The following is a 24,258-nucleotide window of genomic DNA, read 5'->3' as shown; positions in this document are numbered from 1 at the left end:
AGGCAGGATTCTTATTTCTTATTTTCGAATTTGTATATACAAAATGCTATAAATCTCTATTACTTCCCTATTATTTACAAATACATATACGTCATATGTAGAGTATTGCTTACATAAAAATTACTATAGCGATTTTATGCCGCGTTAACTAGCAATAGGAATCCCACTTCAAAATTTGGCCGGATTCAAAAATCATATGGGTGGTCTAACCGTATAAGCTCGATTAATCAAAGTTTCACCTTACTTCAGTACTTACGAAAGGATGGGATGGAAATTGGCATATGAAAGATTTGTACTTTGGAATGATGCAGTTATTGATACAACAAAACAAAAAACATACATAGAACTAGAAGAAAGAGGCTTGCAATTTGGAGATGGTGTCTACGAGGTAATGCGGCTCTACAACGGAAACTTTCACTTATTAGATCCGCACATAACAAGACTATATCGCTCCCTAGAAGAAATAGAATTATCGCTTCCTTTCTCAAAAGCAGAGCTCATCACCTTACTGTACAAACTCATTGAAAGTAATAATTTCTACGAAGATGGAACCATTTATTTGCAAGTATCTCGCGGTGTACAAGCTCGTACTCATGCATTCTCATATGACATTCCCCCGACAATCTATGCCTATATCACAAAAAAGGAAAGACCGGCTTTATGGATTGAATATGGTGTACGTGCTATATCAGAACCAGATACTCGCTGGCTTCGCTGTGATATTAAATCATTAAATTTACTACCAAATGTATTAGCTGCTACGAAAGCTGAACGCAAAGGTTGTAAAGAAGCCCTTCTCGTACGAAATGGTATTGTAACTGAAGGTAGCCGTTCCAACTTCTTTTTAATTAAAAATGGAACACTCTACACACATCCAGCCAATCATCTTATTTTAAATGGAATTATTCGTCAGTATGTCCTTTCTTTAGCTAATACTCTTCACATTCCTGTACAAGAAGAACTTTTTAGCATTCGTGATGTTTACCAAGCTGATGAATGTTTCTTTACAGGAACAACAATTGAAATCTTACCGATGACTCACCTTGATGGAGCTGCGATTCGAGATGGTCAAGTTGGCCCCATTACAAAAACAATACAAAAATCCTTTTCTCAAAGCCTTTTAAAATCAAACACACCATCTTCTTAAATACGAATAATTACCATTTCCTATAATGTTAATATATGTATTTAAATCAAAATCAAGGTAGAAATTCATACCTTGATTTTTTCTTGTAATCTTTTTGTCACATTCAGTTTCCCGCATAAGTCTTGACAGTAATCGACATGCCTTTTAGAATTTTTAATAGTTGGTAAATTTTTCTTCACTACATTACAGACAGAAAGGAATCGACAAACTATGAAAAAATACCTTGCCGGTCTTGCCGCAGTGTCTGTAGCAGGAGGAGCAGCACCTACACTTGATAGTGTGCAAGCTGCCCCGGAACAAAATACACAAAAAGCTGCTACACAAACTGTACAAGCTTCTGCACCTAACACTTCATCTTACACGGTAAATGCTGATGTATTACATGTTCGTGCAGGATCAAGCACTTCTCAAGATATCATCTCTCGTGTTTATAACGGTCAATCATTAAACGTGATTGGCGAAGAAAATGGTTGGTTCAAAATTAACCATAATGGAAAAACTGGCTTTGTCAGTGGCGAATTTGTATCAAAAAAGGGAGCAACTAATTCCAATGTAAGTACAACAGGTGGAAAGAATAAAGTTACTGCCGATGTATTACGTGTACGTACAGCTCCTAACACTTCCAGTTCCGTTTCAGGACGTGTGTATGAAGGACAAACATTAAACGTAATTGGTCAAGAAAATGGTTGGGTGAAAATCAATCACAATGGACAAACTGGTTATGTTAGTGGTCAGTTCGTATCAGGCGTTTCTGCAAATACAGGAGCTACAAACGATACGAATCAACAAACTGTACAACCAGCAAGCGGAAACTATACAGTAAATGTATCTTCCCTTCGTGTTCGTACAGGCCCTAGCACTTCTCATACAACTGTAGCTTCTATTACAAAAGGACAAGTAGTACAAGTCGTTGGCGAAGTTCAAGATTGGTTCAAAATCAATTATGCAGGACAAGCTGCCTACATAAGTAAAGACTACGTAACAAAGGGCGGTTCTAACGAAAACGATTCACAAGGCAACAATCAAAATAATAATCAAAATAATAACGTAACTGTTCAAACTGGTGGTACTTACGTTGTTAACGCAACGTCTCTACGTGTTCGTACAGGCCCTGCTGCTTACCATAGTGTAATTGGCGGCGTGTTAAATGGTACAACATTAAACGTAGTTGGATCTGAAGGTAGCTGGTTTAAAGTTAATTACCAAGGAAAAACTGGTTTTGTGAGTGGCGAGTTTGTAAAATTCGTTAAAGGTGGCACTGCTACTCCTGAACAACCGAAACAACCTGAAAAGCCTAACCAAGGTGCAATTGGTGACTACTACATTAATGCTTCTGCACTAAATGTACGTAGTGGCGAAGGTACAAATTATAGAATCATAGGGGCACTTTCGCAAGGACAGAAGGTGCAAGTAATCTCTGAAAACTCTGGATGGAGTAAAATTAACTATAATGGCCAAAATGGTTATATCGGAACACGTTTCCTATCTAAAACACCAGTTGGTGGTGCAGTAGATAAGCCTAACAACAATAATAATCAAAATAACAACAATCAAAACAACAACAACAACAACAACAACAATACAGGCAACAACAGCGGTGACACTTCTTCTCTACTTGCATACGCGAAATCTATGCAAGGTGTACCATACGTTTGGGGCGGTACTTCTGCTAACGGTGTTGACTGCAGTGGTTACATCTACCACGTATTTAAGAAATTTGGTCATAACATTAGCCGTCAAAGTGTTGCGGGATATTGGAGCAGCTTACCGAAAACTTCAAGTCCACAACCAGGCGACTTAATTTATTTCCAAAACACTTATAAAGCAGGTCCTTCTCATATGGGAATTTACCTTGGGGGCGGATCATTTATCCAATCTGGAGATAAAGGGGTAGCAATCGCTTCATTAAGTAACTCTTATTGGAAGAGCCACTTCTTAGGTTATACGAAAGCACCTTAAGTTATAGTTTCAGAGCCTTCTAGATTACTAGAAGGCTCTTTTTTAAAGAACTCAATATAGTAATCCCCTTTCGTTCTCTCTCCACACAAAAATTATGCGTTCATTTTCCTATTTCGTACACTATATTCTATAAAAATCACTCAAAACGTTATCACAATGAATATATTCCCACAAAAAACATAACCTATTTCATGTCTATTCATTTCATATGTGTTTTTTTGAAGAATTTTCTTTTTATTTAAACTTTTCGTTAGACGTTTGACCTCCGATGTCCATTATGATAAGTTACTTAAGATGTTATATTCGCAAAAGTATAGACAACTGGTTTATACACTTTTTTACTATGAGGAAGGAGCATACACTGCATGAATCTTTTATGGGGAATTGGCGGCGTGATTGGAGTATTAGCAATTGCTTTTTTACTATCTTCCAACCGCAAAGCTATTAATTGGCGCACAATTTTAATCGCGCTAGCATTACAAATGTCATTTTCATTTATCGTATTACGCTGGGATGCTGGTAAAGCAGGTTTAAAACACGCTGCTGATGGTGTTCAAGGATTAATTAATTTTTCTTACGAGGGAATTAGGTTCGTTGCTGGGGATTTAGTCAACGCAAAAGGCCCTTGGGGATTTGTCTTCTTTATTCAAGCACTACTTCCAATTGTATTTATTAGTTCATTAGTAGCAATCTTATATCATTTCGGTATTATGCAGAAATTTGTTAGTGTCGTTGGTGGTGCATTAAGTAAACTTCTTGGAACTTCTAAAGCAGAAAGTTTAAACTCAGTAACAACTGTATTTTTAGGACAAACTGAGGCACCAATCTTAATCAAACCTTACTTAGCACGCTTAACAAATAGTGAGTTCTTCACTATTATGGTAAGTGGTATGACGGCTGTTGCCGGGTCAGTTCTTGTCGGCTATGCAGCGATGGGAATTCCGTTAGAACACTTATTAGCAGCAGCAATTATGGCAGCTCCATCAAGTTTATTAATTGCAAAACTAATTATGCCAGAAACAGAAGAAGTAGATAATAACGTTGAGCTTTCTACAGAACGTGAAGACGCAAACGTTATTGATGCAGCTGCACGTGGTGCATCTGAAGGTATGCAACTTGTTATTAACGTAGCAGCAATGTTAATGGCTTTCATCGCATTAATCGCTTTATTAAATGGATTATTAGGATGGGTTGGTTCTTGGTTCGATATTAAACTTAGCCTAGATTTAATCTTCGGTTACTTATTATCACCATTTGCAATCTTAATTGGGGTTTCTCCAGGTGAAGCTATACAAGCAGCAAGCTTTATCGGTCAAAAACTTGCAATCAACGAATTCGTTGCATATGCAAACTTAGGACCACATATGGCAGATTTCTCTGCAAAAACAAATCTGATTTTAACATTCGCAATCTGTGGATTCGCAAACTTCTCTTCTATTGCAATTCAATTAGGTGTAACTGGAACGTTAGCTCCTACTCGCCGTAAACAAATTGCACAATTAGGGATTAAAGCAGTTATCGCTGGTACACTAGCGAACTTCTTAAACGCAGCAGTTGCAGGTATGATGTTCCTATAAATTTATATCAACCCTCCTCTTTCCATAGAGGAGGGTTTTTTGTATGTATAAATGTATTTTTTATATATACGAAATACTTTATGCTTAAATATGAAAACATTATGATACAATAATTAGTAAGTCTGTTTATTTTTTCTTGCGCAAGGGAGATACTACTTCATTTTGTTCTATTAAAAAAGAATTGCAGTTACATGGTCTAATTCTTATTAATTGCGCATACTACAAGTATCCTTGCCTGAATTACCTTTAAGGAGGAAAGTTTTGTGAAAAATAATTTCTATAAAGTCTTCTCTATGTGGATTTTACAAATTTTATTTTATTTTACAACTGTACATGTGACGCATTATGAGCATGCTCTCATTTTTACAATTATATATGTAATCGTTAATGTACTATTTCTATTTTTGCCTGATAAAACCGCATTTGTTTTCTTCATATTGGGAACCATTATTTCGGTATTCTATTTATTCTATCAAGCGTGGCTTTACTTATGGAGTACATCAGATCAATGGGAGTACATTATTACTCACTTCCTGATGGTAGCAAACTTCTTCATTGTTTATATCTCAACACATCTATTAAAGAAAGTTATTCATGAGAATAAAGAATTAACTGAGCGTGTGAGAACGCTAGAACAATACATTGGAGAATCAAAATTATTAACGAGACAAGAATTCGAAAGAAGACAAGCATTATTAATAACTGCAATGAATCGTCGCAATGAATCAGGTATTATCATATACTTCGATTTCGCTTCCTTTAGTAAATACACGAAAGAAAGCGTCATGGACCGTGTAGCTTCATTATTAGTTGAAACGGTAAGAAATGACTTTGACCTTGCTGCTGAATACGATAGCAATACACTGGTTATTTTACTACAAAACACAAATGAAGCCGGTGCTAACATTGTAATGAACCGCCTACAGCCAAAAATGGGGCAATGGCTTGCTGCTGAAGCAATTCAAGATATAAAAATTTCGCGAGAGCAAATTGGAAGTAAAGGACCGACATTATTATGATGACGCTTGTTATACTCCTTTTATTTCTTTTATTCTGTGTACTCGTTTTTTGGATCAGCATCGCATTTTCAATTAAATACGTACTTATTTTTACAGCCTTTCTATTCTCTGGCTTACTCGTTTATTATTCTTTCTTAACACTCGCAGGCTTAATTCACCGAAATAGTAAACGAAAAGATCGTACGCTAGAACATTATCCGAGCGTTGATATTTTAATACCCGCCCATAATGAAGGGGTCGTTATTAAAGATACATTAGAGGCGATGGCAAAGATTGAATATCCAGGCAAACTAACTGTTTATTTATTAAACGATAATTCTCAGGATGAAACACCTGAAATTGGTGATGATTTTGACAAAGCTTATGCTCATATCCGTCACATTCGTGTCCCTCCTGGTGAACCAAAAGGAAAATCACGTGTATTAAACTATGGACTTAGTATTTCGGATGGTGAATATTTCTGCGTTTACGATGCAGACAATCAACCTGAACCACATGCTCTGCGAATGCTTGTCGAACATGCTGAAACAACCAAAGATGCTGTTGGGGCTGTTGGACACGTTCGTACAGTCAATGAAAATAGAAACTGGCTGACACGAATGATTTCACTAGAGTTTCAAATCTTCCAGCTCCTTATGCAATCTGGACGCTGGTTACTATTCCAAACAGGTTCACTAACAGGAACGAACATGCTTCTTCGTCGCTCTGCCTTAGAAGAGCTTGGTGGCTATGATCCTTATGCAATTGCAGAAGACGCTGAATTAACATTACGAATTACACAAAAAGGCTATCTCTTACCAATCGTTCCAGAATCGATTACATGGGAACAAGAACCTGAGCATTTAAAAATTCTTATTAAACAACGTACACGTTGGCTCCAAGGAAACCTTTATATTTTAGAAAAGATGTTTTCTTCGTTAAGTTTCTTTAAAGGGAAACTTCTTGTCCATTCCTTGCAGCAAGTTTTAGTGTATGTCGTATTTTGGCTATTTTTAATCATTTCAAACGTTTGGTTTGTCATTGGACTACTCGGGATATTCCAGATTCAATATAGTATTCCGTTACTATTTATGTGGTATGTTGCATATATTACATATGTTTCGCAATTATTTAGTGCCCAGAGCGTCGAACGAACCTTTACACCGACGAATATTTTTATTAGCGTCATCATGTACTTTACGTACGCACAGCTCTTCACGTATTTATTTATTCGCAGTCTAATCTTATACTTACGTGCAAAGAGCAAGAAACAAGTCATCGGCTGGGATAAAACCGTTCGATTCAAAAAAGATAAATAATAAAAATAAGCACAGAGCGCCGTATGCTCTGTGCTTATTTATTGCCGTATAAATTATATATCAGACAATACCCCTTAGCTGAAAGTAATTTCACGTCCATCCCCCAACGAACGATCGACCTTCATTTATATACGAAAAAGTGATTGCTATTTTTGTAGAACCAATTGCTTCTCTTGCTGATCTTTGCGCGTTTCAGTCTTAGGTTCCGTGCTTTCTTGCACATTTCGATGTGCCACACGTTTCAAACAAATATGCTTCCACTTTCTTTCGTAACGTTTCATTATTCTAGATGTCCCCCTTGAATGCGCTTTAAAACTATTTGAAATCGCTTACAGGAAATAATATAGCACATATACATAAAAGTGACAACACATTTCCGACATATTTTTGACAAAAATATGAATAGAATTCATAAAAAATTGAATGTTGTCGAAAGTTATCGTTTTTTCTTCGTATAAAAGGCATACTACTTATATAGTACAGTATTTTATTTCCCTGATTTGTATTTAAAATCTCTTCTATATAAAATGAAACTTTAATCAGTGGGGCTTTGTTCATCCCCCACTTAACTTCTTTGCTTTTGCTGAATTTTGAGGTGGGTGTCTTACTGCCCACAAATAGAGGGATAAAAAAGGGCTGATATGGAATCAGCCCTTTTCCTTCTATTATTTATGTTGCTTCATACGTCCTTCTTTTTGCAATTCTTTAAATAATGCTGCCATCATAAAGAAAATAACAAAGACGAATGGGAATGCCGCAATAATAGCTGCCGTTTGCAATGCTTCTAATCCGCCGACATATAATAAGGTAGAAGCTATCGCAGCTAGAACGATACCCCAAACCATTTTAATGCGGTTCGGTGGATTTAAACTACCATGCGTCGTTAACATTCCTAAAACAAACGTCGCAGAATCTGCTGATGTAATAAAGAATGTTGCAATAAGTAGAATACCTAAAACTGATAAAGCTGATCCAAAGCTACCCATCTGATCGAACATAGCGAATAATCCTACTTCTGTTCCCATCTCTTTCACTTTGTCGAAGATATGCGCATCACCAAACAGCTCCATATGAATACCCGTCCCGCCGAAAACAGAGAACCAAAGTGCACCAATTACGGTCGGAACAAGTAACACACCAATAACAAACTCACGAATTGTACGCCCTCGTGACACACGAGCAATAAATGTACCTACGAATGGTGACCATGCAATCCACCATGCCCAATAGAAAATTGTCCAAGACTGGATCCATTGATTTCCGCCTTCATCCAATGGACTTAAACGGAAACTCATGCCTGGCAATTCCTGAATGTAAGACCCAATCGTTGAAGTGAAGTAATTCATAATAAAGTTTGTTGGACCTGCAAATAATACAATTATCATAAGTGCAAATGCCAAAATAATGTTCGTATTACTTAAATATTTAATTCCTTTATCAAGACCGGTTTGCGCAGATAACATGAAAAGAACTGTTACGATTGCGATAATAACTAACTGTGTTGTTAATGAATTAGGAATAGATGTTAAATAGCTAACACCACCTGCAATTTGTTTTGCCCCAAGACCTAATGATGTCGCAACACCAAACACAGTCGCGAACACAGCTAACACATCAAATGAATGAGCAATACGCCCATGTTCCCCGCCCTTAAATAACGGACCTACTGTCGCACTAATTGTACTTGCTTTTCCTTTTCTAAAAGTGAAGTACGCAATACATAACGCTACAAACGCATATAGTCCCCAAGGATGTAATCCCCAATGGAAAAATGAAAAACGCAGTGCAAGACGCGCACTTTCCTCAGTTGCACTATCTCCAAACGGAGGTGCGTATAAATGGTTTAATGGTTCCGCAACACCCCAGAAAACTAAACCGATACCCATACCAGCACTAAATAACATAGCAAACCATGTCATATAACTATAATCAGGTTCGTCATCATCTTTACCTAAACGAATAGAACCGTATTTCGAGACAATTAAAAAGATGGACACACCTAAAACGATAGAAACAGAAATAATATAAAACCATCCAAACTTACTAACTAGTGCAGTTTGAATTGCAGTTGTTACATTTCCTAGGCTACCTTGTCCAATAATAGATTCGGGAATAATCCCCCAAATTGTAAATGCAATACATAATGTTAATGAAACGATGAATGTTTTTGTCAGTTTCCTCATCAAATCCCCCTTCGTAGGTTTCACTTTTGTAAAAAACATAAATTCCGATATGTTAAATCGGATAGAAAACTATAATTTTTGCGGTGATTTTCTTTCAAATCTCTTACTTTCACCTTCACCAATTAGAATTCTTATAGACAGCCTTACCTTCCGTATAACCTTTTCACTCTGCAAGAGCTACAAGGTAGAAATACTGCTGCCAAATTGTGCGAGAAAAATGCGGGTGGGAATGTATTTTCCCAAAAAAGGATGTGTTACATATGTAAAAAAGGGCAAATTCCTTCCTTGCAACCTTTTCTTCTTGTAACAATTATGCGGTTTTTTTACTAGTATATAGCACATGTTTATAGCTTCACAAACGAAATGTTTATGTTTATATAACTATATTACCCATAAAACGGTAAAATACTCAAGGAATGTAACTGTATAGTAAACGTTTTGTAATATTATTGTAACACTTTTATTTACGCCGAAAAAAATATGTTGTATTAAATATTTTGAATATAACTAGAAACCTACTAATCATATAGAATGAAAAACGCTTTCCTATATTTTTTGTTATATTACAGGATGTTAACGACTGATTACGAATGGTTTGTAATTGTGTGTTTTCCCCAAATCCGAAAAAATCTGTTGCTATAATGAGGACACGAAAACAAACGCAATGGAGGCTATCATGAAAAAATTAATTGGTATAGCAACAGCAGCAGTTTTTGGTCTTGGGATTTTCACATCATCTGCCAATGCAGAAACTGTTGTAACAACAGACGTACTAAACGTACGCGAAAACCCTACTACTGAATCAAAAGTTGTCGGTAAATTACTAAACGGTAATAAAATAGATGTTCTAAATACAGAGAACGGATGGTCAAAAATCACTTTAGATGGTAAAGACGCATTCGTAAGTGCAGAGTTCACAAAAAGCATCTACTACGTAACAGCTAACGTATTAAACGTACGTGCTGAAGCGAACACAAACTCAGAAATTCTTGGAACATTGAAGAAGGACGATATGATCGAAACAACGAACCAAGTACAAAATGAGTGGTTACAATTTGAATATAACGGGAAAACAGCTTATGTTCATGTTCCTTTCTTAACAGGTACAGCACCTGTTATTGAGAAACAAGAAACACCAGCTCCTGCTAAAGCTGCAGCACCAGCTAAAGCTCAAGCACCTGTAGCACAAGCAAAACCAGCTGCTAAGCCTGCTGTGAAAGCTGCTGAAACTAGCGAACCTTCTGGTGGTCGTGAGTTAACAGTTGTAGCTACAGCATATACAGCTCACCCGAGCGAAAACGGTGGCACATATGGCGGTCGTGTATTAACTGCAATGGGTCATGATTTAACTGCGAATCCAAACATGAAAATGATCGCTGTTGACCCGAAAGTAATCCCATTAGGATCTAAAGTATGGGTTGAAGGTTATGGAGAAGCTATCGCTGGAGATACTGGCGGTGCAATTAAAGGTAACCGTATCGACATTCTACTTGGATCAGATAGCGCTGCCCAAAAATGGGGACGCAAAACTGTTAAAGTGAAAATTTTAAAATAACCAATGACTGCTAAATTACAGCCGGTTCTCTTTGTTGAGAGCTGGCTTTTATTTATTTATAATAGCTATGAGGAGGCTATTATCATGAATGTACAAGCAAAAGTAGACTGGATTGGTACACCAAAACCTTATATATATAAAGACGAAGTAACATATGATGCTACATCCATTGATTTTTCACTCGCCGGCGATGACAATCGCTATAAATTAATTGTGCTCGGCCATGAAGGAAATATACATTACAAAATTGTACAATACGGGATAAAACCAGGCTCACAAAAGCCATTTCCTATCGATATTCCATTCGAACAAGCAATGCTACCGCTAGTCGAACAAATAGTAAATGATCCGTATGTACAAGCGACATTAAAGCAGACACGCTTTTGACCGTAAAAAGACTATCTCAATTACAAGAGATAGTCTTTCTTACGTTAACGAGTCGGACCAGATACTTCCCCTGGTTTCAACGTATTCTTTGTACCAAGAGAATGATACAGCATCTTCCCATTCACAGTTACGATATGATAATCTAAATTTCATTTTTTCTGTTTTGAGCATTTTTTGTTTATAATGGTAAAGGAAAGAAATATGTGTACGGAGGAATATTATGCTGCAACACTCAATTACGAAAGATGAAATTATGATGATTGCGAATGAGTTCGTTCAAGGACTAGATCCACAGCAAACAGCTGATCAGGAACATGTCGCTACAGCTCGGCACCTATATCGTAGTGGTGTTGTCTACAACGTTGACTTTGATGGTTACACGCTATCAGGAACTGTAGATGCTGAAGGCAGCGTATATAGCGTTCATATCCCGATTCGTAACGTCGCTGAAAGCTATTGCGATTGCTTCGCACCAACGCAATGTGAGCATATGCTCGCTGTGTTACTATCTGCAGCGTCTAGTTTCGGGCAAGTAGGAGATGTATTAACTTTATTTAAAAATAATACGAAACCTTCTCTTCCTCCTATTCGAACTGCAAGACAAGTATTGCAATCATCAGCTTTTGAAGAAACGGATTATAAAAGTTGGCAATCATATTTTGACAACGAATATGAATCATTTAAAAAAGAACAAGCTCGGCTTACTTATAAACAAATGTATTTTCTTATGAGTATTTTTACAGACTTCTATACAAAACTCGAGCGGAAAGCTCCGCGTATCATTGCAATACATGAATTGTTCAGACTACACGCGGCACTTTATTGCTTTCAAAAATTATTAGAAGAAATTCAGGCATTCGAAGTAAATAAAACGTATTCTTATCACCAACCTGTTAACGTCGTTCGCCTATTTGTAGATAAAGTGGAATCCATCGTTCGGGACTTACAATCAGAAGCGATTCCTTCAGAGTCTGAAATCATTTTGCAAGAAACTGCTCGTCTCGTTCACGAAGTATTCTTCTCCACTGATGCCTATACACAGGAGAGATTTTTTATTTATCGTCACATATGGAGTGAACTGTTAAATAATAAAGATCAACTGCAAGAAGAAGAAAAACGAATTGACACGAAAATAAATCCACTTTCCAAAGCATTAGCATCTTCTCATCTATTCTTTTTAAATGACGAAGACCTACTAGCAATGGACTTACTAAAAAAACAGCCTGCTTCTGTTGTAAGTCTTTATTTCTATTGGTTAGAAGAGCTATTAAGCGCCATGCAGTGGGATCGCGGAAAAAACTGGCTTTCGTTTACGTATAAACAAGTAAAGAAAACCATACATGAGCACGAGGATACAATCTTCATAAAAGATATCGTTCGGTTATTTGTAATCATGTACGAAACATATGCAACGCATACAAATGAACAAGCTGGATTCGAAATGATTTTACAAGAACTATTACCGTATAGTTTCACAAACTACGAACAATACGTACTCGCGAAGAAGCAGTATCGTACATGGTCCGAACTTCATCTCTTATATGGATTTGAAGCAATTGAACTATTGAAAGAGCCATTGAAAGATATTGAAAAAGAAGCGCCAGAAGCGGCACTTCCTCTTTATCATCTTGCTGCTGTAGAAGCCATTGAAGAACGAAACCGTAAATCATATAGACGTGCAGTTCGCTACTTAAAGAAATTACGTACATTATATAAACGTTTAAAACGCACCGATGAATGGGATGCTTTCATTATTCATATCGCCAATCTACATTCACGCCTTCGTGCACTACAAGAGGAATTACGGAAAGGAAAATTAATCGATGATCAATCAAACTGAAGTAACAATTAGGCTCCAGCATGTTAGTCAAGGTTGGTTCCTTTGGGGTGAAGATGACAGCGGTACTCCATTATCCGTAACAAGTTGGAAACGAAATGCATTTACATGGCACGCCACTTCCTTCTATGGCACGTTTCTAAAAGAAGCAACCTTTGAAGGGAAACAAGGTGTTATGCTAACAAACGCACAAGCATTTGAATACATCGCAAACAAACCGATGAACTCCTTTGCACATATTCAAATGAATGATCCTATTACAGCACTTACGAAAGATGCAAATGAATTATGGGATGCCTTCCTAAGCGGTAGCTTCGTACCCGATATGGAACGTTGGCCCAAACAACCATCTTGGAAAGTTCAAAATACACCAATCGAAGATGACACATTAGCAACGCTTTTCTCAACCTCGGTAAATGAAAGTATATTGCAAGATAACCGATCAAATGACGGATGGGAAGATGCAAAGAGACTATACGAACATTACGACTTTACGAAAAGACAGCTGGAAACAGCGCTACATGAAGAAGATTGGCTTCGAAAAATCGGTTACATTGAAGATGACCTTCCCTTTACAATTGGACTAAGACTGCAAGAACCACAAGAGGAATTTGAAATGTGGAAGCTTGAAACGATTGTGACACCAAAGCGCGGGGCACATCGCATATATGTATATGAAAACATCGATTCCTTACCGAAAAGATGGCACGATTACGAAGAGCGTATTACGGAAACGCAAGAAGGCTTTAGTAAGCTCGTACCGTGGCTAAAAGAAGAGGATACGTTCAGAAAAGAACTGTTTGAAACGGAAGCTTGGAATTTCTTAACAGAAGCAAGTGACGAGTTACTTGCAGCTGGTATTACAATTTTATTACCATCATGGTGGCAAAATTTAAAAGCAGCAAAACCGAAGCTGCGTGTACAGCTGAAGCAAAGCACAGCACAAACACAATCTTTCTTCGGCATGAATACGCTCGTTAATTTTGATTGGCGCATTTCAACGAACGGAATTGATTTATCGGAAAGCGAATTTTTTGAACTCATTGAACAAAACAAACGATTATTCAATATAAATGGTCAATGGATGCGACTGGATCCAGCCTTTATTGAAGAAGTAAGAAAACTAATGAACCGTGCCGATAAATACGGACTAGAAATGAAAGATGTCCTCCAGCAACATTTATCAAACACTGCTGAAACAGAAATTGTAGAAGAAGATAGTCCGTTTACTGATATTGAAATCGAACTAGACGGATATTATGAAGAGCTATTCCAAAAGCTGCTCCATATTGGAGATATTCCAAAAGTAGATGTCCCTACTTCACTAAACGCAACACTTCGTCCGTATCAGCAACACGGCATTGAATGGTTATTATATTTACGAAAACTTGGATTTGGGGCATTATTAGCGGACGATATGGGACTTGGGAAAAGTATTCAAACCATCTCTTACTTACTATATGTAAAAGAAAACAAGCTCAAAACAGGTCCTGCATTAATCGTGGCGCCGACATCCGTCCTTGGAAATTGGCAAAAAGAATTTGAGCGTTTCGCACCAAATTTACGCGTTCAATTACATTATGGAAGTAACCGCGATAAGGGAGATTCATTTAAAGATTTTCTTCAATCAGCAGATGTTGTATTAACGTCTTATGCGTTAGCTCAACTTGACGAGGAAGAACTTACTTCGTTATGCTGGGACGCTGTTATTTTGGATGAAGCACAAAATATTAAGAACCCACATACGAAACAGTCGAAAGCAGTACGCAACTTGCAGGCAAATCATAAAATTGCTTTAACTGGTACACCGATGGAAAACCGACTTGCCGAGCTTTGGTCCATTTTCGACTTTATTAATCATGGATATCTTGGCAGTTTAGGACAATTCCAGCGCCGCTTCGTCACACCGATTGAAAAAGACCGTGATGAAAGAAAAATCCAACAAGTCCAACGCTTTATCTCACCATTTTTACTGCGTCGAACGAAGAAAGATCAAACAGTCGCATTAAACTTACCAGATAAACAGGAACAGAAAGCTTACTGTCCACTAACTGGTGAACAGGCTTCCTTATACGAGCAACTTGTTCAAGATACATTACAAAATGTTGAAGGGCTAAGCGGTATTGAACGTCGCGGGTTCATATTACTAATGTTGAATAAACTAAAACAAATTTGCAATCACCCTGCTCTTTATTTAAAAGAAACAGAGCCGAAAGATATCGTTGAACGTTCTATGAAAACAAAAACGGTAATGGAACTAATCGAAAATATTAAAGATCAGAATGAGAGCTGTTTAATCTTTACCCAATACATCAGCATGGGAAACATGCTAAAGAGCATATTAGAAGAAACATTTGGTCAGCGCGTCCTCTTCTTAAACGGCAGTGTACCGAAGAAAGAGCGTGATAAGATGATCGAACAGTTCCAAAACGGAACGTATGACATTTTCATCTTATCCTTAAAAGCTGGCGGAACAGGATTAAACTTAACCGCTGCCAACCATGTCATTCACTACGATCGTTGGTGGAATCCAGCTGTAGAAAATCAAGCAACAGACCGCGCATATCGTATTGGTCAAAAACGATTCGTTCATGTTCACAAACTCATTACTACAGGAACATTAGAAGAAAAAATTGATGAAATGTTAGAAAGAAAACAATCTCTAAACAATGCGGTCATTACAAGTGATAGTTGGATGACTGAACTATCAACAGACGAATTAAAAGAATTACTTGGTGTATAAACAAAAGGAGCAAATCTCGAAATGAGATTAGCTCCTTTTTCTATTCCAAAACCAATTACTTATTATAATTCCTGTCAATCCGCCGCACGTATCAAGCAATGTATCTTGCCACATCGGTGTACGGTCTCCCGTAAACCATTGATGGATTTCATCCAATGTTGCATACCCTGCAACGAAAAGAAGGGCATATATAAAACATCTTTTTCTCGAACAACCCGATCGATGAAAAGCGTAATACGTCAAAGAACCGAGCATGAAGAACACCATAAAATGAGCACCTTTACGAAGGAAAAATTCAATAAATCCGCCCACACCTTTATTTGCAATACTAACAGGTGTACCTCCGCCATAATCGATAGATACCCACGAAAAATGCTCTTTCACAAACTCAACATTTACATATTGTTCAATATCCGAGCGCATATCCTGTTTTTTATATGGTTGTGCTGAGGAATAGAAGATAATCCCCATCCATAGTAATACAGGAATCCAAAATAACCATTTACGATTCATTCTTCCGAAACCCCTCTCTTAGTCTTTTAAGAGTACCAAAAAAAAGAAAAAATTTCACGCCAAAACATGACATTTGCCTCCTATTTATAAAGTGAAAGGGGGTGATAAACATGGCAGTTGAAACAATCGTAATGGATTTAACTCTACGTCTTGTATTAAACGATGGATTAGATAAGAATGGAAAAACAACTTTGAAGAACAAACAATTTAAACGCGTTAAAACAAATGCAAACTTAGAGCAAGTACACAACGTAGCCCGTGCCCTTGCTTCCTTACAAGAATCATCACTTCACGCTGTACAACTTGTAAGTACTTCAGATCTTGCTAACGTATAAATAATAAGGAGGGAATAAAGCATGCAAGTACTCGAATTGATTTTCACGAAAGAAGATGGAAAAACAGTTGTTTTTTCTATCGATAAGCCCATCACACCCGTCGATGCACAAGTCGTAAATCAAGTAATGGATACCATTCTTGCGTCATCTGTATTTTCATCAATTGATGAAAATACCCGAAAAAAAGGAGCCCGTCTCGTAGAAAAAAATGTATCCGAAGTTCCAATTACTCTATAAAGTAAAACTTTAATCAGTGGGGATTTTGTTCATCCCTACTGATTATTAACCTTCACCAATCGGGCATTTACAGGCAGTAAGGCTCCCAACTAACTTCTTCTCTCCAGCCGAATTTTGAGGTAGGAGTCTTACTACCCGCAAATAGCGGAATAAACGAAAAAGACGAATCTGCATTATTTTGCAGATTCGTCTTTTTTCTTCGGCATTTCAATCGGAATAAAAATCTTTGAAAAACCGACGCATACATATTTATAATTTTCTCCACCTAAATCGAAATCGGTCGTATATGTTGAGAAGAAAATATAATCATTTCGCTTTGTATAATGGTCGATTAATAATCCAACTTGTGGCTCAACATACTTTTTCGCCAACTTCTTACCTGCCGATGCTAAATCGCCAAGAAGACCCTCTTCATTTTCTTTTTGAACCTCATCTAGCTTCTTACTCACATCATTACGTTTCATAAACTGCTTCGCTGCCCAATCCGTATATTCTCCTTTACTCGGATTACTATTTGCTAAATAAACTAGGAGAACAACAGCTAGAACTATAATAATATACTTTTTCTTCATGCTATATCACCGCCTATTCTTTTCTATTTTCATATATATGTACAAGCGATGCAAATTAGAAAGACTATCATCTGTTGATTGTAAACGAATAACTAAAATTTACAATATAAAACAGAATATTAATAGTGACTTTACAAAATTTATATATAATTATATTCAGAATAAAAATTACAAGGGAGGCATTATACTAATGAACAATGAAAATGATATTTTTATTTCTAGTTCTACAATGATGTTAGAGCCATGTAAGCACCCCTCTTACCGTACAAAAATTATCGACAGTAGCGGGAAGCACCTTTACTCCCGCCAAACCGCTCTCCAGCTCATACAGAAATCTTGTCTAACAGATGTTTATTCTACTTATCAGGGCAGACGTAATGCAGTTCAAGCAAACTTTAAATTCAAACAAAACGTTCCGATTCCAATTAATCATAAGGAATATATTTGCGCTTTTCCAACAGAATCTCCTGCTTCTCCAAACTGTATTTGGTTATTCTACAAGCATATCCATACAATAGAGTTTTTCAAAAAAACGAAGAAAGCCAAAATTCATTTCTCAAACGGATTTACCGTAACGATACAAATTAGTTCCCATAAGTTAAGTCAGCAATTATGGAAAGCTGGATATGTTTTATCCCAAATGAACATGCAAGATTCACTACACTCATAAAACCTCATGCCACATTTACTATCTTAAAACAAATAGAATGGAAGGTGATCTTTCTCTTATCTTCCATTCTACTTATTCTCTTTATCCCTTTACACTATCTCGCATTTTCTCAAGTGCCTGCCGGTATATCCACCTCACTTGATAATATGTCATTCCCATTTCACAGGCTATCTCACCCATCTTTTTCCCTACAAAAAATCGTTCCGAAATAATGTGTCTCTCCCTCTTATTTAACACACTCATAAAATCCTGTGCTCTCATTCCCGTTTCTTCAGACTCAAATTGTTCATCGTACTCTCCGACGCACACATACCTCTCCTGCATTACACATTCTTTCTTTAGTCTTTCCAATATATAACCACGTACCGTTATCACCGCATAAGCAGGAAAACTTCCTTTCCCCTCCTCATATCTTTCATACGCATACCAAAGACCAATTAAACCACATTGATAATACTCTTCATGATCTTGATAAATACTTAACTTTTTTATTTGATTTACAATCATTCCCTCATACAAAACAACCGTCTCTGTAAAAGTCGCTGGCTTCACATAGTACCTATTTCTAAAAGGTATACCCCTTTGTTATTCCGCGGTACCTTTACAATATAAAAATAAAGAAGAGACTTCACTGTGAGTAATTTCAAATACTACCGAAGGAATTTGAAATTACACTAGGCAGTATTTGAAATTTTGTTGGTGGTATTTGAAGTAAGGGTAAAAATAAAAAAGGTGACTCTAGAGAGCCACCTTTTTTGTCAGATCATATTATACAGGAATATTTGGTAATATTTTTGCCATTAACACAACAAATGCAGCTAAGAATGCCGCTTTAATAATGAATAAAACAATAATTGGAATAGCTGCTTTCACTTTACTTAATCCAGCTGTAACTTGTAATCCCAACCAAATTAAAACTAAATTCCATAAATAGAACAATTCAATTGTATTACCTATTCCATATGCAAGTGAACCTTGGTCAAATAATGGTCCTAAACTTGTATACTGGGTTGCTCCACCATCTAAAATTAGGGCTATAATACCATTAATAAGTCCACCAATAATAAGAATAATATTAGCATATACAACAATCGTTAATAACTTCTTATAAGACGTATCATTTCCAAAGAACATCATAAATACTTTATAAATAGCTGCGACAAATAATGCTCCAATCATCGCTCCAACAAAACCAGATCCAATTCCAGAAATAACTTCTGATGTTATTGAACTCTTACCAGCAAGTTCGCCTAATTCTTTCTGCATTTTAATCATTTCAGGTGACGTGTTCACAACATATGTTGTCAAACCACCTACAAGCCCTTGTAACAACGCAACTAAAAAGAACATACCCCAAACTTTCTCGCTCGCCTTCATTCTCTCAAACTGTAAGCCAGGAGAAGTAATCATTCCAAATAATGATGGCTTCTCTCCTTCAACCTTTTGCGTATTCAAATTCGCTTCCATTATAACGCCTCCTTCTATTTATATAACCCGTTCTAACGGGCGGTTCACTTCCTCATTGTAAGAGGCTACGAACCGCCCACTAGAACGGCAATGTGTAGTTCTACTACACTATTAATTACTCATAACGTAATGCTTCAATTGGATCTAATTTCGCAGCTTTGTTTGCTGGAATTAATCCAAAAACAATACCAAGTGTCATAGAGAATAGCACTCCTCCAACGACAACTTCCCATGAAACGAGCGGTGGCCACTTCGCAAATGTGGAAACGATATATGCCCCGCCATACCCAAGACCAATCCCGATTAAACCACCTAGAAGCGTTAACATAACTGCTTCAATTAAAAACTGTAATAAAATTTTACTACGCGTCGCTCCAAGTGCTTTACGTACTCCAATTTCGCGCGTACGTTCTGTTACAGATACGAGCATAATGTTCATAACACCAATACCACCAACGACTAGTGAAATACCAGCGATACCGCCGATGATCATCGTCATAATACCGGTCATCTTTGAAATACCTTCTTGAAGTTCTTTTAAATTCATAACTTCGTATTTACCAGTTGCATCACTCGGTTTACGACTGTTTAAGACATCTGCAGCTTTTTTACCTGCTTTTTCTAAGTTGTCTACATTTTTTGCTTGAACAGAAATATTTTGAATCTCATCTTTTCCATACAGTGTCGGCCATAATGAAATTGGAATTAGTGCTTCTGATGGCCCCATTCCCATAAACTCGTTATCTGATTTGTAGACACCGATAATTTGCATCGGTTGACCCTTCATTTCAATAATTTTACCGACTGGATTGGTATCCTTAAATACCTTTTCTTCCATTTGTTTACTAATCATGACAACGTTATTACCTTGATCCACATCTGATTCTTGTAAAGAACGTCCCTTTAACAACTTTACTTTATTTACTGAAAAATACTCACTGTCTAATCCAGTAATACTCACCATTTCTACTTTATCTTCAATATCAAGTGGTTCCATACTTGAATTTGTTGTTACAACATGTGAAATTTCTGGAATTTTTTTAATTTCAAAAATATCTTCTTCAGTTATTTTCGGTGCTTCTACCATCCCCATACCAAAAGGATCATTCATATCAGCACTATAATGAATCGGAACCGTTTGATTACCTGATCCAACAAATTGAGATTTCAATGCAGCTTCCCCGCCTTGCCCAATCGCAACGACGGTAATAATAGAGCCTACACCGATAATAATCCCAAGCATCGTCAAGGCCGAGCGTAGTTTATGAGCTAAAATAGACGATAAGGCAATTTTCATACTATCTAGTAAACTCATACTGCACACCTTCTATCTTCTGTAACTTTCCCGTCTCGCAGTACAATGCGGCGAGACGAATAAGCCGCTACTTCCTCTTCATGCGTAACCATAACAATTGTCGTACCTTCTGCATTAAGCTTCGTAAAAATATCCATAACTTGCTCACCAGACTTCGTATCTAGCGCACCAGTCGGCTCATCGGCCATAATGAACGTTGGGTTATTCGCAATTGCCCTTGCAATCGCTACACGTTGCTTCTGTCCACCTGATAATTCATTCGGTAAATGATGTACGCGGTCCGCTAATCCAACTTTACCTAACGCCTCTAAGGCACGCTTACGACGTTCTGCTTTCTTCACGCCGCCGTATACGAGCGGAAGTTCAACATTTTCCACCGCAGAGAGACGCGGCAGTAAATTAAAATGCTGGAATACAAAGCCGATATATTCATTACGAATTAAAGCGAGCTTTGACTCGTCTGCTGTTAAGATATTCACATCATTCAGCATATATTCGCCTTCTGTTGGACGATCTAAACAACCAATAATGTTCATAAGCGTTGACTTACCAGAACCAGAAGGCCCCATAATCGAAACAAACTCACCACTCTGAATCGTTAAACTAATACCATGCAAAATCGGTACCGCAAGCTTCCCTTGATAATACGTCTTAGCAATATTATTTAGCGTAATCATTTCTCTTTCACTTCCATTCCGTCATACACGTTGTCGGAAGGATTTTTAACCACCTTTTGCCCCACTGTTACGCCTTCAGTAATCTCTGTCCAATCTCCATCAGTAGCACCTTTTTTCACATTTTGTTTACGAAGCTTTCCTTTTTCTTCGATATAAACAAATGCATCATCGTCTTTTTCTACAATGCTCTTACTTGGAACAGCAATCATCGTCTTATTCTCTAAGTTTACTTGTAATGAAACATGGTAACCTGGAGATAAACCGTCTTGGCTATCAAGACTTGCTTTATATGTATATTGGGACATATTTTGAGTTGCCTCACCTACACCACCAGCTTGACCCATCTCTGCACTCGTTGGGAATTCACTTACCTCTGTAATCTTACCTGTCCACTTCTTCTTATTATTTGCTTTCGCAGTTACAGTGAATGTTTGATCCTTTTGGATTTGTGACTTCTGAAGCTCTGTTAAAGTCCCTTGAACTTGGAACGGGTCTTTAGAAGCAACTTGTAAAAATGCCTTCCCTTGTCCACCTAACGCTTGAGATGAACTTTGCGCCGCATCTTTATCTAACTTTTGAACAACACCAGCAAAATTACTATAAATCGTAAGCTCTTTCTGCTTTTTATTTAACTCTTCTTTCTGTAACTTCCCTTTCTCTTTCTCAAGGTCAGTTGTTTTTTGCGCTATTTCTAACTCACTTACTTGCTCTTCCATCGGATCTGTTACTTCTTTCCCAGCTCCGCTATCTTTCACCTTCTTAATTTCTTTCTTGAGCGAATCAATCTTCTTTTTCCCTTGATCATAACGCATATCTGCCATCTTCTGATCAAGCTCAGCTTGCTTCATTTGAAGATTAATCTCTTCATTATCATAAGAGAATAACTTCGTACCTTTCTCTACCTCTTGTCCCTCTTTTACCTCAATATCTTTCACTTTTCCTTTGGCCGGATCCGCATAGAAACTTTCAATATTCCCAGGCTTCACCTGACCAGAAACTAACTTCGTATTATTCAGCTTACGCTCTGTCACTTTCTCAAAACTTACAGCATCAGCCGTTGTTGATGCGCCCTTCTTCTTACCTTGCATAATAAAAATATTAACTGCTGCCACAATAACAATTAGTGCAATAACTCCGATAATAATCCATTTTTTCTTCTTATTTGGAGTACGAACCGTATTTGGTAACATATTCTCTCTCCCTTTATAACTTAATAGTTTAATATAAAAATTGTATAAAACTTTCTGAAAATACATTACATATTATTACATTATTTTTACAAAGTTTTACACATCCATTTATATTGTAACAAAAATTCCAATGATTAGAAATATGACATCTTGTCTTTTAAGATAGATTTAAGGAAATATTATATTATATAGAAAAAGCTATCCAATATAAAAATTGAATAGCTTTTCAAACAAAATATTACGCCGCTTTAGGATCTTTTCTCTCATGTCCACGTTGAACGATGAACAAGAAGACTGTTGATAAAATTGCACCTGTTAATAGTAAGATAAAGCAACCATCCCAGCCAGAACGATCAACAATAACACCAATTGCTGCGTTTGCTACAAGACTTCCGCCCACATAACCGAACAGACCACACATACCAACTGTCGTACCTACCGCAAATTTCGGTACTAATTCCATCGCACTTAAACCGATTAAGAACTGTGGTACGTAAATTAAACATCCGATAATAGAAACTGCAATACTTACAACAAGTACGCTAGTTGCTTGCCAATATACAAACGTACCAATAACAACTCCAACCATACTAATAATACATAATGGCATACGTTTCCCTTTAAATAATTTATCACTTAAAAGACCAACGATTAATGAACTTGGAATTGCCATACCTTCAAAGATTGCGTATGCTGCATGTGCTTCATTTTTTGAAAAACCTTTAACTGTCGTTAAATAAAGTGGAACCCAGTTAATAACACCGAAACGAATTAAATAAACAAATGCATTCGCAATACATAAGAACCATACAAATTTATTTTTCACTACATATTTCATTAAAATCTCTTTTGGTGACATCTTGTTAGCATTATCTGCTTTTTCAAGATTTTCATAGTCATTACGATACTCATCAATTGGAGGAAGACCTTCAGACTCTGGTGTATCCTTCGCATTGATCCAAACAAGAACTGAAATTACCATTGCGATAATCGCTGGGAAAATAAACACGCCGCCTTGCCAATGACTTTCACCGAAAATACCTACACCAATTCCGACAAGTGGTGGCACAAGCATTCCGCCAACGTTATGTGAAATATTCCAAATACCTGTTTTCGTACCGCGTTCTTTCTTTGAGAACCATTTCGTCATAACGATACTACAAGGTGGTGCTCCCATACCTTGTACAATACCGTTGAGGACAAGTAATGTAACAATCATTCCAAATGAAGATGCAAACCCGAAACAAATATTTACAAGCCCTGATAAGAATAATCCGACTGCGATAAAGCGCTGGGCAAAAGCTTTATCTGATAAATTCCCCATAAAGAACTTACTAAATCCATAAACAATCGCCATTACTGAACCTAGTAGTCCAATTTCAGCTGTACTAAAACCATATTCTTGTACTAAATACGTACTTGATAACGTAAAGTTACTGCGTACTAAATAATAAGCAGCATATCCAACAGAGATTCCGATTAGCACACGAATACGTAGTAACGTATATACTTTCGCGATCATATCCGCTGGTAATCTCTCAATTGCAGGTGCTGGCTTAAGCCATTTAAACATATAC

General features: G+C 37.0%; 22 protein-coding genes. 12 read left to right on the top strand and 10 right to left on the bottom strand.

The genetic code is table 11. The features are described from left to right. The first annotated feature begins 262 nt into the window (after positions 1-262). From JDS95_RS18190 to JDS95_RS18170, 5 genes are all read left to right on the top strand, one after another. On the top strand, positions 263-1,147 hold the full coding sequence (locus JDS95_RS18190) for a D-amino-acid transaminase (protein ID WP_002040014.1): 885 nt from the start codon (positions 263-265) through the stop codon (positions 1,145-1,147). 210 nt (positions 1,148-1,357) lie between these two features. Continuing rightward, on the top strand, positions 1,358-3,106 hold the full coding sequence (locus tag JDS95_RS18185) for an SH3 domain-containing protein (RefSeq protein WP_199690707.1): 1,749 nt from the start codon (positions 1,358-1,360) through the stop codon (positions 3,104-3,106). 365 nt (positions 3,107-3,471) lie between these two features. Next, on the top strand, positions 3,472-4,683 hold the full coding sequence (locus JDS95_RS18180; RefSeq protein ID WP_001051031.1) for a NupC/NupG family nucleoside CNT transporter: 1,212 nt from the start codon (positions 3,472-3,474) through the stop codon (positions 4,681-4,683). Positions 4,684-4,946: 263 nt separating this feature from the next. Continuing rightward, on the top strand, positions 4,947-5,702 hold the full coding sequence (locus JDS95_RS18175; protein WP_000794326.1) for a diguanylate cyclase domain-containing protein: 756 nt from the start codon (positions 4,947-4,949) through the stop codon (positions 5,700-5,702). Further along, positions 5,699-7,000 carry a glycosyltransferase family 2 protein gene (locus JDS95_RS18170; protein WP_000988737.1) on the top strand — a complete coding sequence of 434 codons (1,302 nt, stop codon included), beginning with the start codon at positions 5,699-5,701 and terminating at the stop codon, positions 6,998-7,000. Before JDS95_RS18175 ends, JDS95_RS18170 begins: the two co-directional genes overlap by 4 nt. Positions 7,001-7,146: 146 nt before the next feature. Here the strand turns inward: JDS95_RS18170 and JDS95_RS31555 are convergent, their stop codons facing one another. Together JDS95_RS31555 and opuD are read right to left on the bottom strand one after the other, a co-directional pair. Continuing rightward, positions 7,147-7,281: a hypothetical protein gene (locus JDS95_RS31555; RefSeq protein WP_000833064.1), complete on the bottom strand. Its 135-nt coding sequence runs from the start codon at positions 7,279-7,281 to the stop codon at positions 7,147-7,149. 384 nt (positions 7,282-7,665) lie between these two features. Beyond that, positions 7,666-9,183 carry a glycine betaine transporter OpuD gene (opuD, locus tag JDS95_RS18165; RefSeq protein ID WP_087970385.1) on the bottom strand — a complete coding sequence of 506 codons (1,518 nt, stop codon included), beginning with the start codon at positions 9,181-9,183 and terminating at the stop codon, positions 7,666-7,668. A gap of 676 nt (positions 9,184-9,859) precedes the next feature. Between opuD and JDS95_RS18160 the strand changes: the two genes are divergently transcribed. The 4 genes from JDS95_RS18160 (at position 9,860) to JDS95_RS18145 (ending at position 15,705) form a co-directional block, all read left to right on the top strand. Then, positions 9,860-10,738, top strand: a complete 879-nt coding sequence (locus JDS95_RS18160) for a cell wall-binding protein EntA (RefSeq protein ID WP_000733305.1) — start codon at positions 9,860-9,862, stop codon at positions 10,736-10,738. Between the two features lie 84 nt (positions 10,739-10,822). Beyond that, on the top strand, positions 10,823-11,125 hold the full coding sequence (locus JDS95_RS18155; protein ID WP_001102519.1) for a DUF3910 family protein: 303 nt from the start codon (positions 10,823-10,825) through the stop codon (positions 11,123-11,125). Between the two features lie 220 nt (positions 11,126-11,345). Further along, entirely contained in the window at positions 11,346-12,965 is a 1,620-nt protein-coding gene (locus JDS95_RS18150) for an SWIM zinc finger family protein (RefSeq protein WP_144467253.1), read from the top strand. Continuing rightward, positions 12,949-15,705, top strand: a complete 2,757-nt coding sequence (locus JDS95_RS18145) for a DEAD/DEAH box helicase (RefSeq protein WP_199690706.1) — start codon at positions 12,949-12,951, stop codon at positions 15,703-15,705. Before JDS95_RS18150 ends, JDS95_RS18145 begins: the two co-directional genes overlap by 17 nt. A gap of 27 nt (positions 15,706-15,732) precedes the next feature. Here the strand turns inward: JDS95_RS18145 and JDS95_RS18140 are convergent, their stop codons facing one another. Then, a complete protein-coding gene (locus JDS95_RS18140) occupies positions 15,733-16,218 on the bottom strand; it encodes a VanZ family protein (protein ID WP_001080697.1) in 486 nt (161 codons plus the stop codon). Between the two features lie 110 nt (positions 16,219-16,328). On the opposite strand from JDS95_RS18140, the gene JDS95_RS18135 reads away from it, so the two are divergent. Together JDS95_RS18135 and JDS95_RS18130 are read left to right on the top strand one after the other, a co-directional pair. After that, positions 16,329-16,553, top strand: a complete 225-nt coding sequence (locus JDS95_RS18135; RefSeq protein ID WP_000257692.1) for a DUF1659 domain-containing protein — start codon at positions 16,329-16,331, stop codon at positions 16,551-16,553. Positions 16,554-16,574: 21 nt separating this feature from the next. Further along, entirely contained in the window at positions 16,575-16,790 is a 216-nt protein-coding gene (locus JDS95_RS18130) for a DUF2922 domain-containing protein (protein ID WP_001197607.1), read from the top strand. 173 nt (positions 16,791-16,963) lie between these two features. On the opposite strand, the gene JDS95_RS18125 is transcribed toward JDS95_RS18130, so the two are convergent. Beyond that, positions 16,964-17,362: a DUF4359 domain-containing protein gene (locus JDS95_RS18125; RefSeq protein ID WP_000731398.1), complete on the bottom strand. Its 399-nt coding sequence runs from the start codon at positions 17,360-17,362 to the stop codon at positions 16,964-16,966. Between the two features lie 190 nt (positions 17,363-17,552). Here JDS95_RS18125 and JDS95_RS18120 point away from each other — a divergent pair, with 190 nt between their 5' ends. Next, positions 17,553-18,032: a competence protein ComK gene (locus tag JDS95_RS18120; protein ID WP_001058458.1), complete on the top strand. Its 480-nt coding sequence runs from the start codon at positions 17,553-17,555 to the stop codon at positions 18,030-18,032. An 81-nt stretch (positions 18,033-18,113) separates the two neighbouring features. Here JDS95_RS18120 and JDS95_RS18115 read toward each other — a convergent pair whose 3' ends face one another. The 6 genes from JDS95_RS18115 to pgtP all read right to left on the bottom strand — a co-directional run bounded on the left by JDS95_RS18115 (position 18,114) and on the right by pgtP (position 24,254). After that, on the bottom strand, positions 18,114-18,584 hold the full coding sequence (locus tag JDS95_RS18115) for a sigma-70 family RNA polymerase sigma factor (RefSeq protein WP_000801309.1): 471 nt from the start codon (positions 18,582-18,584) through the stop codon (positions 18,114-18,116). A gap of 216 nt (positions 18,585-18,800) precedes the next feature. Next, entirely contained in the window at positions 18,801-19,499 is a 699-nt protein-coding gene (gene yknW, locus JDS95_RS18110; RefSeq protein ID WP_016107266.1) for a YknW family membrane protein, read from the bottom strand. 115 nt (positions 19,500-19,614) lie between these two features. Further along, entirely contained in the window at positions 19,615-20,814 is a 1,200-nt protein-coding gene (locus JDS95_RS18105; protein ID WP_097837591.1) for an ABC transporter permease, read from the bottom strand. Continuing rightward, on the bottom strand, positions 20,811-21,491 hold the full coding sequence (locus JDS95_RS18100) for an ABC transporter ATP-binding protein (RefSeq protein WP_000631624.1): 681 nt from the start codon (positions 21,489-21,491) through the stop codon (positions 20,811-20,813). The genes JDS95_RS18105 and JDS95_RS18100 overlap by 4 nt, the downstream gene beginning before the upstream one ends. Then, positions 21,488-22,681 carry an efflux RND transporter periplasmic adaptor subunit gene (locus JDS95_RS18095; protein WP_000937338.1) on the bottom strand — a complete coding sequence of 398 codons (1,194 nt, stop codon included), beginning with the start codon at positions 22,679-22,681 and terminating at the stop codon, positions 21,488-21,490. Before JDS95_RS18095 ends, JDS95_RS18100 begins: the two co-directional genes overlap by 4 nt. Positions 22,682-22,919: 238 nt before the next feature. Next, the gene (pgtP, locus tag JDS95_RS18090) at positions 22,920-24,254 is read right to left on the bottom strand and encodes an MFS transporter (RefSeq protein WP_000477572.1); all 1,335 of its coding nucleotides are present in this window, start codon (positions 24,252-24,254) and stop codon (positions 22,920-22,922) included. Positions 24,255-24,258: the final 4 nt, after the last annotated feature.

The sequence above is a fragment of the Bacillus cereus group sp. N24 genome, from assembly GCF_016483345.1.
In the GTDB taxonomy this organism is placed as follows: Bacteria; Bacillota; Bacilli; order Bacillales; family Bacillaceae_G; genus Bacillus_A; species Bacillus_A toyonensis.
The sequence above is the reverse complement of the archived record's forward strand: the minus strand, read 5'-3'. Positions and strand labels throughout refer to the sequence as shown.

Bases quoted from the DNA above. Each gene is read 5' to 3' on its own strand.
- JDS95_RS18140 (WP_001080697.1), bottom strand. From the start codon at position 16,218: ATGAATCGTAAATGGTTATTTTGGATTCCTGTATTACTATGGATGGGG.
- JDS95_RS18125 (WP_000731398.1), bottom strand. From the start codon at position 17,362: ATGAAGAAAAAGTATATTATTATAGTTCTAGCTGTTGTTCTCCTAGTT.
- pgtP (WP_000477572.1), bottom strand. From the start codon at position 24,254: ATGTTTAAATGGCTTAAGCCAGCACCTGCAATTGAGAGATTACCAGCG.
- JDS95_RS18130 (WP_001197607.1), top strand. From the start codon at position 16,575: ATGCAAGTACTCGAATTGATTTTCACGAAAGAAGATGGAAAAACAGTT.
- JDS95_RS18135 (WP_000257692.1), top strand. From the start codon at position 16,329: ATGGCAGTTGAAACAATCGTAATGGATTTAACTCTACGTCTTGTATTA.
- JDS95_RS18150 (WP_144467253.1), top strand. From the start codon at position 11,346: ATGCTGCAACACTCAATTACGAAAGATGAAATTATGATGATTGCGAAT.
- JDS95_RS18160 (WP_000733305.1), top strand. From the start codon at position 9,860: ATGAAAAAATTAATTGGTATAGCAACAGCAGCAGTTTTTGGTCTTGGG.
- JDS95_RS18120 (WP_001058458.1), top strand. From the start codon at position 17,553: ATGAACAATGAAAATGATATTTTTATTTCTAGTTCTACAATGATGTTA.
- JDS95_RS18095 (WP_000937338.1), bottom strand. From the start codon at position 22,681: ATGTTACCAAATACGGTTCGTACTCCAAATAAGAAGAAAAAATGGATT.
- JDS95_RS18145 (WP_199690706.1), top strand. From the start codon at position 12,949: ATGATCAATCAAACTGAAGTAACAATTAGGCTCCAGCATGTTAGTCAA.
- opuD (WP_087970385.1), bottom strand. From the start codon at position 9,183: ATGAGGAAACTGACAAAAACATTCATCGTTTCATTAACATTATGTATT.
- JDS95_RS18155 (WP_001102519.1), top strand. From the start codon at position 10,823: ATGAATGTACAAGCAAAAGTAGACTGGATTGGTACACCAAAACCTTAT.
- yknW (WP_016107266.1), bottom strand. From the start codon at position 19,499: ATGGAAGCGAATTTGAATACGCAAAAGGTTGAAGGAGAGAAGCCATCA.
- JDS95_RS18185 (WP_199690707.1), top strand. From the start codon at position 1,358: ATGAAAAAATACCTTGCCGGTCTTGCCGCAGTGTCTGTAGCAGGAGGA.
- JDS95_RS18190 (WP_002040014.1), top strand. From the start codon at position 263: ATGGGATGGAAATTGGCATATGAAAGATTTGTACTTTGGAATGATGCA.
- JDS95_RS18180 (WP_001051031.1), top strand. From the start codon at position 3,472: ATGAATCTTTTATGGGGAATTGGCGGCGTGATTGGAGTATTAGCAATT.
- JDS95_RS18170 (WP_000988737.1), top strand. From the start codon at position 5,699: ATGATGACGCTTGTTATACTCCTTTTATTTCTTTTATTCTGTGTACTC.
- JDS95_RS31555 (WP_000833064.1), bottom strand. From the start codon at position 7,281: ATGAAACGTTACGAAAGAAAGTGGAAGCATATTTGTTTGAAACGTGTG.
- JDS95_RS18105 (WP_097837591.1), bottom strand. From the start codon at position 20,814: ATGAGTTTACTAGATAGTATGAAAATTGCCTTATCGTCTATTTTAGCT.
- JDS95_RS18100 (WP_000631624.1), bottom strand. From the start codon at position 21,491: ATGATTACGCTAAATAATATTGCTAAGACGTATTATCAAGGGAAGCTT.